Below are 12,012 nucleotides of genomic sequence, written 5' to 3' on the forward strand. Positions count from 1 at the left end.
GAGCGATGACCATGAAAGCATTTGTTATCGCGACCCTGACCCTGTTCGCCTGCTTCTCGGCGGTGGCCGCAGACAGCGACCCGCAGGCCCTGGTCAAGCAAGGTGAATACCTGGCGCGCGCCGGTGACTGCGTGGCGTGCCACACCGCCAAGGACGGCAAGCCGTTCGCCGGTGGTCTGGCGATGGAAACCCCGATTGGTACGATTTATTCGACCAACATCACGCCGGGTAAAAGCGGCATCGGCAGCTACAGCTTTGAAGATTTCGACAAGGCTGTGCGCCACGGCGTCGCGCAAAATGGCAGCACCTTGTATCCGGCCATGCCGTATCCGTCCTATGCGCGGGTCAACCAGGCCGATATGCAGGCGTTGTATGCCTACTTTATGAAGGGCGTAAAACCTGTCGAGCAAGCGAACCAGGAGGCTGATATTCCGTGGCCGCTGAGCATGCGCTGGCCGTTGGCGATATGGCGCTGGCTGTTTGCTCCGAAGGTTGAAGACTTCAAGCCCCAAGCCGGGCAAGACGCGGTGACAAGTCGCGGCGCGTATCTGGTGGAAGGCCTTGGGCACTGCGGTGCATGCCACACGCCACGGGCACTGACCATGCAGGAAAAAGCCCTGAGTGCCAGCGACAGCCCGGCGTTTCTGTCAGGCAGCGCACCACTGGAAGGCTGGATCGCGAAGAACCTGCGTGGGGATCACAAGGACGGTCTGGGCAGTTGGAGCGAAGAGCAACTGGTGCAGTTCCTTAAGACCGGGCGCAGTGATCGCAGTGCTGTGTTTGGCGGCATGAGTGATGTGATCGTACACAGCATGCAGTACATGTCCGAGGCTGATCTCACCGCTATCGCTCGCTACTTGAAGTCGTTGCCTGCGGTTGATCCCGCGGACACGCCCCATCAGTACGATCCGGCCGTCGCGGATGCCCTGTGGAACGGTGACGACAGCAAACGCGGTGCTGCGGTGTATATCGATAACTGCGCGGCCTGCCATCGCACTGACGGTCACGGCTATACCCGAGTGTTCCCTGCCCTGGCGGGCAATCCGGTGCTTCAGTCGGCCGACCCGACGTCGCTGATTCATATCGTGCTTAAAGGCGGGACGTTGCCTGCGACTCACACGGCGCCATCGACCTTCACCATGCCTGCTTTCGACTGGCGCTTGTCGGATCAGGAAGTGGCCGATGTGGTCAATTTCATCCGCACCAGCTGGGGCAACCAGGCGGGTGAAGTGAAGGCAGGGGATGTGAAGGATTTGCGCGATTAACATGGATGTGTAGCCGCTGACGAGGTACGAGGCTGCGATAAGGTCCGCAGGACCATTCAAAATGGCGGGGCCGCTTCGCAGCCCATCGCAGCCTCGTCAGCGGCTACATAGGCCAGGCTCAGGGCCGATCCTTAGCCACCCCGAACCACTTCTGCGACAAGGCCTCCAGCCGGCCATCGGCCTTGATCCGCTGCAGTGCTTTGTCCAGGCTGGCCTGGAACGCCGGGTTGCCTTTCTGGAAAGGAATCGCCATGGCTACGACCTGATCCGGGGTTGGCGCTTGCGCGACCGGCTGCTTGTCCGCCACGACTACCAATGACTGATGTTCGACAAAGGGGCCGCTCTGAGCTACGCCTAACAGCTGATCCTGGATTTTTTCCAGGGTGCTGGACGGGCGCGGCGGCTCCTGGCGAACAAGTGTCTGCGCAGGGGCATAGCCATAAGGTTCGCTGAAGTCGAAACGATCCTGAAGTTCGGGGGTCAAAGCGATGTGGTTAATTGCGACATCGTATTTACCGCTTTCGACACCTGACAGCAGGTCATTGCGGTCAGTAACAAGAATGGAGGGATGCACTTCCAGCTCTTGGGCCAGCAGCTCGGCCAGTTCCACTTCAAAGCCGGCCAGACGTCCATCCTGCTTAAAGCTGAAGGGGGCAATGTCGGCCTCCAGGGCGATGCGCAGTTCGCCCCGGTCGTTTACGTCGTCGATCAGTTCGGCTTGAGCCAATGGGCTCACCAAGGGCAGTAAAAGAATCAGGCCTGGCAGAAAACGCATGGTCACTCCTTTGAATTTGATGCAAGCGATTCGCAACGGGTGTGCGCTTTGCTTTATGTTGGTCAATTGCGGCGTTGGACAACAGATTGTCTCAAAGTTGTCCGGAGCCTGAGTTTTTTGCAAAAACCGGAGAAAAAAATGAAAGCTTTATTGTCTCGTGTTGCGTTGGCTTCTGTATTGATGGGCGCTTCGGTGATGGCCACGGCCGCCGGTATGCCGACTACCCCGGCCCCTGAAGGCGCCAAGGTTTTTATCGTGTCCCCGGCTGACGGCGCCACTGTGGATAAAACCTTCAAGGTGAAATTCGGCGTTGAAGGCGTCGCACTCGCGCCGGCTGGCGATCAGGCCCCTGCCACTGGCCACCATCACCTGCTGATCGACGTCGACACGCTGCCGGCCTCGGGCATGCCGATCCCGGCTGACGCCAATCACGTCCATTTCGGCAAGGCCCAGACTGAAACCGAAGTCACCCTGACGCCGGGCAAGCACACCCTGCAACTGGAGCTGGGCGACAAAAACCACGTGCCGTTCGAGCCTGCCATCGTTTCGAAAAAAATCACCGTCAATGTGAAGTAGTTTTCAACACGTTAATAAAAAAGGGAGACCCGAGGGTCTCCCTTTTTATTGAAGCGCGTTTTAGAACAGCACGCGGCAACGGATAGTGCCTTTGATGGTCTGCAGCTTCTCTTGCGCCAGGTCCGAGGACTCGGCGTCGACGTCGATCACCACGTAGCCAACCTTTTCGTTGGTTTGCAGGAACTGGCCGGAGATGTTGATCCCGTTTTCGGCGAAGACCTTGTTGATCTCGCTCATCACACCCGGAATGTTTTCGTGGATGTGCAACAGGCGGTGCTTGCCAGGGTGAGCCGGCAGGGCCACTTCCGGGAAGTTCACGGACGATACCGAAGTACCGTTGTCGCTGTACTTGACCAGCTTCTCTGCCACTTCCAGACCGATGTTGGCTTGCGCTTCAGCGGTGGAACCACCGATGTGCGGGGTCAGGATCACGTTGTCCAGGCCGCGCAGCGGGCTTTCGAACACGTCGTCGTTGGAGCGCGGCTCAACCGGGAATACGTCGATGGCGGCGCCGATCAGGTGCTTGTCCTTGATCGCGTCAGCCAGGGCGTCCAGCTCAACCACGGTGCCACGTGCGGCGTTGATCAGAATCCCGCCCTTTTTGATGGCGCGGATTTCTTTCTCACCGATCATCCACTGAGTGGCGGCGGTTTCAGGAACGTGCAAGGTCACGATGTCGGACATGCCCAACAGTTCGTGCAGGTTGCCGACCTGAGTCGCGTTGCCCAATGGCAGCTTGGTCACCGTGTCGTAGAAGAACACTTGCATGCCCAGGCCTTCAGCCAGTACCGACAGCTGAGTACCGATCGAACCGTAACCGACGATACCCAGCTTTTTGCCGCGGATTTCGAAGGAGTTGGCCGCGCTTTTGATCCAGCCACCACGGTGGCAGGAAGCGTTTTTCTCAGGGATGCCACGCAACAACAGGATCGCTTCAGCCAGTACCAGCTCAGCCACCGAACGGGTGTTGGAGTAGGGGGCGTTGAAAACAGCGATACCGCGCTCACGTGCAGCGTTGAGATCGACCTGGTTGGTGCCGATGCAGAAACAACCAACAGCGACCAACTTCTTGGCGCAGTCGAACACTTCTTCGGTCAGCTGGGTACGAGAACGGATGCCGATAAAGTGGGCATCAGCGATCTTTTCCTTCAGCTGGGCTTCAGGCAAGGAACTGGTGATGTACTCAATGCTGGTGTACCCGGCAGATTTGAGCACTTCAACAGCGGATTGGTGGACGCCTTCCAAAAGAAGGAACTTGATCTTGCTCTTATCGAGAGAAGTCTTGCTCATCTGCGTAAACCTGTGTCCCAGAGAAAAAATGGCAGGGAATGGACAGCGAGAGCTGACCTGGCCGGCGTGAAGACCGGCACCGAGAATCGTCCTACGGCTCGATTCTACGGGGGGGTCGTATGCTAGCATAAGCGCCCCGCTAAACACCCATTCCTGCGACGTGAAGCGTTCTCAGGATGACCATGAATTGTTCGAGAGTTCTGTTGATGACCCATCCTGCCTTGATTGATGAGCTAAAGACCCTGGTAGAGCCTGGCAAGGTCTTGACCGACGCCGACTCCCTTAATGCTTACGGCAAGGACTGGACCAAGCATTTCGCCCCGGCCCCGCTGGCCATTGTGTTCCCCAAAACCACCGAGCAGGTGCAGGCCATCGTGCTGTGGGCCAACGCGAATAATGTGGCGCTGGTGCCTTCGGGCGGCCGTACCGGTTTGTCGGCCGCGGCCGTGGCCGCCAATGGCGAAGTGGTTGTGTCGTTCGACTACATGAATCAAGTGCTGGGCATCAACCTGACCGACCGCACCGTGGTCTGCCAGCCGGGCGTGGTCACCGAGCACCTGCAAAACCTGGCCGAAGAAAACGGCCTGTATTACCCGGTGGATTTTGCCTCGGCAGGTTCCAGCCAGATTGGCGGCAATATCGGCACCAATGCCGGCGGAATCAAGGTTATTCGTTACGGCATGACCCGCAACTGGGTCGCGGGCATGAAAGTGGTGACCGGCAAGGGCGACGTGCTGGAGCTGAACAAGGACCTGATCAAAAACGCCACCGGCTACGACATGCGCCAGTTGTTTATCGGCGCTGAAGGCACCCTGGGTTTTGTGGTGGAAGCCACCATGCGCCTGGACCGTGCGCCGAAGAACCTTACCGCGATGGTGCTCGGCACTGCGGACTTCGATTCCATCATGCCCGTGCTGCACGCGTTCCAGAGCAAGCTTGACCTGACGGCGTTTGAGTTCTTCTCCGACAAGGCACTGGCCAAAGTGATGGGCCGTGGTGATGTGCCTTCGCCGTTCGAGACGGATTGCCCGTTCTATGCGTTGCTGGAATTTGAAGCGACCACTGAAGAAGTGGCCAACGCGGCGCTGGAAACCTTCGAACATTGCATGGAAGAAGGTTGGGTGCTCGATGGCGTGATGAGCCAGAGCGAGACCCAGCTGCAAAACCTGTGGAAACTGCGCGAATACATCTCCGAGACCATTTCCCACTGGACGCCGTATAAAAACGACATTTCGGTCACTGTGTCGAAAGTACCGGCATTCTTGAAAGAAATTGATGCGATTGTCGGCGAACACTACCCGGACTTCGAAATTGTCTGGTTTGGCCACATCGGTGACGGCAACCTGCACTTGAACATCCTCAAGCCTGAAAACCTGAGCAAGGACGAGTTCTTCGCCAAGTGCGCAACGGTGAACAAGTGGGTATTTGAAACCGTAGAGAAGTACAACGGTTCGATCTCTGCCGAACACGGCGTGGGCATGACCAAGCGCGATTACCTGACCTACAGCCGCTCGCCGGTGGAGATCGAGTACATGAAAGCGCTCAAGGCCGTGTTCGACCCGAACGGCATCATGAACCCGGGCAAGATTTTTGCGGTTTAACCACAGAACCTGTAGCCGCTGCCGCAGGCTGCGATAAGGCCCTCAGGCCCTTCGAGGGGCCGCTGCGCAGCCCATCGCAGCCTTCGGCAGCGGCTACAAATGCGCACAATCCAAAACAGTGGAGTCGGTCAATGAGCTATCAGCACCAGTATGTCGACGGTACCCGGATTCACTTTCCTATCGGTAAAGTGGTGTGCATCGGCCGCAACTATGCCGAACATGCCAAGGAACTGGACAACCCGATCCCGTCTGAGCCACTGCTTTTCATCAAGCCGGGCAGTTGTGTCGTACCTCTGGACGGTGGGTTCACGATTCCAACCGAACGCGGCTCAGTGCACTACGAAGCAGAAATCTCGGTGCTGATCGGCAAGCCCTTGTCGAATAACCCCAGCGTTGAAGAAGTTCTGGATGCCATCTCCGGTTTTGCTCCGGGGCTGGATCTGACCCTGCGCGACAAGCAGGCCGAGCTCAAGGGCAAAGGCTTGCCGTGGGAGATCGCCAAGTCGTTCGATGGCGCCTGCGTGCTCGCGCCGTTTGTGCCGAGCTGCACGTTTACTGACCTGGCCGATATCGGCATTCGTTTGACCATCAACGGTGAAGTGCGTCAGGACGGCAACAGTGCCCTGATGCTCAACCCGATTGTGCCGATGATCCAGCACATGGCCGCGTGCTTCTCGCTGCAAGCGGGCGATGTCATCATGACCGGGACTCCGGCAGGCGTTGGTCCGCTGAATGTGGGCGATGAACTGGTACTGGAATTGACGGGTGTAAGCCGCTTCGAAAGTAGCGTGCGCTAAAACACCCGTGTAGCCGCTGCGACGCAGTGGCCCTGCTTTTTTGAGGGTCCTGCGGACCTTATCGCAGCCTTCGGCAGCGGCTGCATGTATTCTGTCGAGGATATTTCCTATACAGAATGTGAACTGCCGAATGCCTAACTGGAACCTCCACATACAGCGCGTCCTTGAGTTGATGAAGCGCTATCCAGGGCTGATTGCGGCGTTTGGTTTTTGCTCGGGCGTGGGCAGTTTTATTCTGGTGGACCGCCAGCAGGGCATGGCCCGCTGGATCGCCGTGATCCTGCTCGTGAGCTGGGTCTGGCTGATGCTGGAAAACACCTTTACCCAGCTGTTTACCCGCGTGTTCAACCGCGAAATCCCGCCGCCGCTGCTGCGTTATGCGACCCAGATGATCCATCAGGAAAGTCTGTTCTTCGTCCTGCCGTTTTTCTTTATCACCACCACCTGGAACAGCGGCCAGCTTGTGTTTACCGGGCTGCTGGGGGCGTGCGCGCTGGTCACGATCACTGACCCGCTGTATTACAAATGGCTGGCCCCCCGGCGCTGGCTGTACTTGGCCCTGCACACCCTCGCCCTGTTCGCGGCGATGCTGACCGCATTACCGATCATCCTCAACCTGACCACCGCCCAGAGTTACAAGCTGGCGCTGGGCACCGCCGTGCTGCTTTCCATACCCAGCCTGGCCGTGAGCCTGCCGCTCAAGACCTGGCGCGGCTGGCTGGTGCTGCCCTTGATCGTGCTCGCGCTGGGCGGCACCGGTTGGTTGCTGCGCTCCTGGGTGCCACCGGCCACGCTGTGGATGACCGAAGTGGCCGTCACCACCCAGCTGCAAGACCGCACGCCGGGTGAGAGCATCAAAGACATCAGCGTCAACGAGCTGCGCAGCCGTGGCCTGTATGCATACACCTCGATCAACGCGCCGCGGGGCTTGAACGAGCGGATTTATCACGTCTGGCAACTCAACGGCCAGGAGGTCGACCGCATTGCGCTCGATATTCGTGGCGGGCGCAAAGAGGGCTACCGCGCCTGGACCCACAAGCAGAATTTCCCGCCCAACCCGGTGGGTCGCTGGCAAGTACGGGTACTGACGGAGGATGGGCAATTGATCGGCGTTTTACGCTTCCGGGTTAACCCAGATCAAGCACCGCCAGTGGATGTTCCGGCAAACTGAAACACTTTTGCAGGATTGTGCTATTACATAAGGTCTGCGTTTAAACGTACTGAGCTGGGAGCTTACGATTATTACGGCCATGGCGGGCAATGCCCAACTAGACACTTCCAGTAATCCGGCGCGGCTGTTGATAAGCGGCGACTGGACGCTCGCCCATTACACCTGCCTCAAGCAGCAGACCGAGCAACTGGTCGGGCAGTATGACGACCAGACCGCTATCAGCCTGGACGATGTGACCAGTATCGACACGGCCGGTGCGTCGCTGCTGGTGGAGTTGCTGGGTGCCGAGCGCGTCAACCAGCTAACCCGGACGGCACAAAAGCTCCCAGCCGCGGATCGCGCCTTGTTGCAAACGATCTACTCCTCAATGCGCGACTTCTGTGTGCCGGTCAAAGTCGAAGAGCAAAACATCGGCATCCTGTTGTTGAGCCGTATCGGCAGCTCGGTCTACAAGCTGTGGCAAGACACCCTGCAACTGCTGGGTTTTATCGGCCTGATCCTGCAAACCCTGGCGCGCAACCTGTTCCGGCCCAAGCAATGGCGCATCACCCCGGTGGTGTCGCATATCGAGCAGATCGGCCTCAACGCCGCGCCGATTGTGGTGTTGCTGACCTTTATGGTGGGCGCCGTAGTGGCGTTTCTCGGTGCCACGGTGCTGGCCAACTTTGGTGCGGGGATTTTTACCGTTGACCTGGTGGCGTTTTCCTTTCTGCGTGAATTTGGCGTGTTGCTCACCGCCATCCTGCTGGCAGGCCGCACGGCCAGTGCGTTTACCGCGCAAATCGGCTCGATGAAAGCCAACGAAGAGATCGACGCAATCCGCACCCTGGGCCTCGATCCGATGGATTTGCTGGTGCTGCCACGGGTGCTGGCCCTGCTGATTTCCCTGCCGCTGCTGACGTTCCTGGCCATGATGGCGGGCATCCTCGGCGGAGCCGTGGTGTGCGTAGTGTCGCTGGGCATCTCGCCGGACATGTTTATTTCGCTGCTGCACTCGGACATCGGCGTGCAGAACTTTTTGGTGGGCATGGTCAAAGCGCCGTTTTTTGCCTTTCTGATTGCTGCAGTGGGCTGCCTTGAGGGCTTTAAAGTCAGCGGCAGCGCCGAGTCGGTGGGCGCCCACACCACGTCCAGCGTGGTGCAATCGATCTTTATCGTGATCGTCCTCGACGCCGTGGCCGCGTTGTTCTTTATGGAGATGGGCTGGTGAGTACTTCCCTGCGCAAGCCCGGCGAGGCAGTGATCGAGGTGCGTGACCTGTGCAACCGCTTTGGTAGCCAGGCCGTGCATGAACACCTCGACCTTGATGTGTACAAAGGTGAAATTCTCGGTGTGGTCGGCGGCTCCGGTACCGGTAAATCCGTGCTGTTGCGCAGTATTGTCGGCCTGCGTCGCCCTACTGAAGGGCAAGTCCGGGTATTTGGCCAGGACTTGATGAGCCTTGATGAACAGGCGCGCTCAATGGTCGAACGACGCTTTGGCGTGCTGTTTCAGATGGGCGCACTGTTTTCTTCGCTGACGGTAAAAGAGAACATCGCCCTGCCCCTGATCGAACACGCGGGGCTGAGCCGACCTGATGCCGAGCACCTGGCGTGCGTCAAGCTGGCGCTGTCGGGGTTACCCCTGTCGGCGGCAGACAAGTACCCGTCCTCGCTGTCCGGCGGCATGGTCAAGCGCGCTGCGCTGGCCCGGGCGCTGGCGCTGGACCCGGACATCCTGTTTCTCGACGAACCCACTGCCGGGCTCGATCCGATCGGTGCGGCGGCCTTCGACCAACTGATTCTGACCCTGCGCGATGCGCTGGGCCTGAGCGTGTTCCTCGTTACCCACGACCTCGACACGCTGTACACCATCACCGACCGGGTGGCGGTGTTGTCGCAAAAACGGGTGCTGGTGGCAGCGCCCATCACGGAGGTCGAAGACTACGACGACCCGTGGATTCATGAATATTTCCATGGCCCCCGTGGCCGCGCCGCATACGAAGCGGCAACCCACCTCAAGGAGCAATGACATGGAAACCCGTGCCCATCATGTATTGATCGGCCTGTTCAGCGTATTGGTTGTCGTCGGGGCCATGCTGTTCGGCCTGTGGCTGGCCAAGGCGAGCATGGACAGCACGTTCAAGGATTACGAAGTGGTGTTCAACGAAGCCGTCAGCGGCCTGTCCAAAGGCAGCTCGGTGCAATACAACGGCATCAAGGTCGGCGACGTGATCGAGTTGCGCCTGGACGACAAAGACCCGCGCCGCGTACTGGCGCGCATTCGTCTGGCCGCCAGCACCCCGGTCAAGGTCGATACCAAGGCCAAGCTGGCGCTGACCGGTGTGACTGGTACTTCAATCATCCAGCTCAGTGGCGGCGACCCGAACAGCCCGGACCTCAAGGGCAAAGACGGCAAGCTGCCGGAGATTATCGCCTCGCCTTCCCCGATCGCCCGGCTGCTGACCGATGGCAACGACTTGTTGGCCAACGTCAATATATTGCTGCACAACGCCAACCGCCTGTTCTCTGACGACAACGTCGACCGTGTCAGCAAGACTCTGGACAACCTTGAGCAAACCACCACGGCCATTGCCGGCCAGCGCGGCGACATCAGCCAGACGTTGAAACAGCTGGCCCAGGTGGGCAAGCAGGCCAGCGTCACGCTTGAGCAAACCAACGTGCTGATGCGCAACGCCAACGGCCTGTTGAGCACCGAAGGCAAGAAGATGTTCAACAGTGCCGAGCAGGCCATGACTTCGCTGCAGCAGAGCACGTCGACGATCAATAAACTGATCAACAACAACGAGGACTCGCTCAACAGCGGCCTGCAGGGGCTGAATCAGCTCGGCCCTGCGGTCAACGAACTGCGCGAAACCCTCGGTACATTGCGCTCGATCTCGCGGCGCCTGGAAGCCAATCCAAGCGGTTACTTGCTGGGCCGCGAGCAGAACAAGGAATTCACCCCATGAAGCGCACCTATCGCCTGGCAGGCTCCATCGTCCTTGCAGCCGGCCTGAGCTTGCTCAGCGCCTGCTCGATTCTGCCCAAACCCGAGATAGTCGACGTGTATCGGCTGCCGGCTGCGCAAGCGCCCATGGCCGTCAGCCAGAGTGCGCCAGTGAAGTGGTCGTTGCGTCTCGACAAGCCGATGACCACTGGCGCGCTGAACAGCCAGAACATCGTGGTGGTGCCAGAGGGCAACCTGATCAGCAACTACAAGGGCGCACGCTGGAGCGATACGGCGCCCGTGCTGCTGCGTAACCGTCTGCTTGAGGCGTTCTTGCAGGATGGCCGGATCCAGGGCCTGAGCACCGATGACACCACCGTGCAGGCCGATTATGAGTTGGGTGGGGAGTTGTTGGCGTTCCAGACGCACTACAACGGCAAAAGCCCTGAAGTGCTGATCCAGTACAACGCCCGTCTGGTGCGCAGCAGCGACCAGCGTGTGATCGCCTCCAAACGCTTTGAAGCGCGCCAGCCGCTGAGTAATCCCATGGTGCCGGGGGTGGTTGCAGGGTTTGGACAGGCCAGCGACACCCTGATGCCGCAAGTGGTGCAGTGGGTGATGCAGCAGGGGCAGGCGCAGCGTTAAAAGCCCCTCACCCCAACCCTCTCCCGGAGGGAGAGGGCGTTGATGGGGGGATATTCAAGCGTCTTGGCAGTCTGAAAGTATTGAGTTGAATCCAGCATCAACTCGGTCAGTCACCTGGCCCTCCGGGAGAGGGCCACGGTGAGGGCGCTTCTGCTCTTGCTTTTGCCTACACCAACCCGCCATTGGCTCGCAAAACCTGTCCGTTGACCCAATCCGCTGCCGGGCTCACCAGAAACGAGACGATATTGGCGATGTCTTGAGGCTGGCCCAGACGCTCCAGCGGCGGCATCTTGGAAAACGTCTGGATTTGCTCATCGGTCTTGCCATGTAAAAACAACTCCGTCGCCACCGGCCCCGGAGCCACTGCGTTGACGGTAATCTGCCGCCCGCGCAGTTCTTTGGCAAAGACCTGAGTCAACGACTCAACCGCCGCCTTGCTGGCGATATACACCGCGTAACCCGGCAGGTTCATGCCCACCGTACTGCTCGAAAAATTGACGATGCGCCCGCCGCCGTTTAGCCGGGTGGCGGCTTCGCGCAGGGTATTGAACGTACCTTTGGTGTTGATGTTGAAGGTCTGCTCGTACATTTCATCGCTGTGCTGGGCCAGCGCCAGCACGTTGAGCACGCCTGCGTTGTTGATCAGCACATCGACCTTGCCCAGTTGCTGCTCCGCTTCGTCGAACAGGCGCTTCACGTCAGCGGCATTGGCCACATCCGCTTGCACGGCAATCGCCTCATGCCCGTCTTCACGCAATTGTGCGACCAGCCGCGTGGCCTCGCCCGCACTGCTGGCGTAGTTGATGACCACGGCAAAACCTTCGCTTGCCAGCTGTTTGGCGATCACGGCACCGATGCCGCGAGATGCGCCGGTGACAATGGCGACCTTGGGTTGTGAAGAACTCATAACAACACTCCGTAGGGAATTAGGCGTGGGACCAGGTTCACATTTACGTTTGAACAG

General features: G+C 59.1%; 12 protein-coding genes. 9 read left to right on the plus strand and 3 right to left on the minus strand.

The window, feature by feature from the left end:
- Positions 1 to 11 precede the first annotated feature (11 nt).
- Positions 12 to 1,265, plus strand: coding sequence for a c-type cytochrome (locus tag BLW11_RS04420; RefSeq protein ID WP_048361439.1), 1,254 nt, complete (start codon positions 12 to 14; stop codon positions 1,263 to 1,265).
- Positions 1,266 to 1,383: 118 nt separating this feature from the next.
- On the opposite strand, the gene BLW11_RS04425 is transcribed toward BLW11_RS04420, so the two are convergent.
- Entirely contained in the window at positions 1,384 to 2,040 is a 657-nt protein-coding gene (locus BLW11_RS04425; RefSeq protein ID WP_048361438.1) for a transporter substrate-binding domain-containing protein, read from the minus strand.
- A gap of 138 nt (positions 2,041 to 2,178) precedes the next feature.
- On the opposite strand from BLW11_RS04425, the gene BLW11_RS04430 reads away from it, so the two are divergent.
- Positions 2,179 to 2,616 (plus strand): DUF4399 domain-containing protein, encoded by a 438-nt coding sequence (locus BLW11_RS04430; RefSeq protein ID WP_048361437.1) that lies wholly within the window; start codon positions 2,179 to 2,181, stop codon positions 2,614 to 2,616.
- Positions 2,617 to 2,676: 60 nt separating this feature from the next.
- Here BLW11_RS04430 and serA read toward each other — a convergent pair whose 3' ends face one another.
- Complete coding sequence (serA, locus tag BLW11_RS04435) at positions 2,677 to 3,906, minus strand: phosphoglycerate dehydrogenase (protein WP_048361436.1); 1,230 nt, start codon at positions 3,904 to 3,906, stop codon at positions 2,677 to 2,679.
- Positions 3,907 to 4,112: 206 nt separating this feature from the next.
- Here serA and BLW11_RS04445 point away from each other — a divergent pair, with 206 nt between their 5' ends.
- From BLW11_RS04445 to BLW11_RS04475, 7 genes are all read left to right on the plus strand, one after another.
- Positions 4,113 to 5,507: an FAD-binding oxidoreductase gene (locus tag BLW11_RS04445; RefSeq protein ID WP_048361435.1), complete on the plus strand. Its 1,395-nt coding sequence runs from the start codon at positions 4,113 to 4,115 to the stop codon at positions 5,505 to 5,507.
- Positions 5,508 to 5,638: 131 nt separating this feature from the next.
- A complete protein-coding gene (locus BLW11_RS04450) occupies positions 5,639 to 6,304 on the plus strand; it encodes a fumarylacetoacetate hydrolase family protein (protein ID WP_048361434.1) in 666 nt (221 codons plus the stop codon).
- A gap of 130 nt (positions 6,305 to 6,434) precedes the next feature.
- Positions 6,435 to 7,475 carry a DUF5924 family protein gene (locus tag BLW11_RS04455; RefSeq protein WP_048361433.1) on the plus strand — a complete coding sequence of 347 codons (1,041 nt, stop codon included), beginning with the start codon at positions 6,435 to 6,437 and terminating at the stop codon, positions 7,473 to 7,475.
- A gap of 79 nt (positions 7,476 to 7,554) precedes the next feature.
- Positions 7,555 to 8,685, plus strand: coding sequence for an ABC transporter permease (locus tag BLW11_RS04460; RefSeq protein WP_048361432.1), 1,131 nt, complete (start codon positions 7,555 to 7,557; stop codon positions 8,683 to 8,685).
- 8 nt (positions 8,686 to 8,693) lie between these two features.
- Positions 8,694 to 9,485 carry an ABC transporter ATP-binding protein gene (locus BLW11_RS04465; RefSeq protein WP_193790196.1) on the plus strand — a complete coding sequence of 264 codons (792 nt, stop codon included), beginning with the start codon at positions 8,694 to 8,696 and terminating at the stop codon, positions 9,483 to 9,485.
- A 1-nt stretch (position 9,486) separates the two neighbouring features.
- Complete coding sequence (locus BLW11_RS04470; protein WP_048361430.1) at positions 9,487 to 10,425, plus strand: MlaD family protein; 939 nt, start codon at positions 9,487 to 9,489, stop codon at positions 10,423 to 10,425.
- Positions 10,422 to 11,048 carry an ABC-type transport auxiliary lipoprotein family protein gene (locus BLW11_RS04475; protein ID WP_048361429.1) on the plus strand — a complete coding sequence of 209 codons (627 nt, stop codon included), beginning with the start codon at positions 10,422 to 10,424 and terminating at the stop codon, positions 11,046 to 11,048. Before BLW11_RS04470 ends, BLW11_RS04475 begins: the two co-directional genes overlap by 4 nt.
- A 166-nt stretch (positions 11,049 to 11,214) precedes the next feature.
- Here the strand turns inward: BLW11_RS04475 and BLW11_RS04480 are convergent, their stop codons facing one another.
- Entirely contained in the window at positions 11,215 to 11,955 is a 741-nt protein-coding gene (locus BLW11_RS04480; protein ID WP_048361428.1) for an SDR family oxidoreductase, read from the minus strand.
- Positions 11,956 to 12,012: the final 57 nt, after the last annotated feature.

It is taken from the genome of Pseudomonas deceptionensis, from assembly GCF_900106095.1.
Taxonomy (GTDB): domain Bacteria; phylum Pseudomonadota; class Gammaproteobacteria; order Pseudomonadales; family Pseudomonadaceae; genus Aquipseudomonas; species Aquipseudomonas deceptionensis.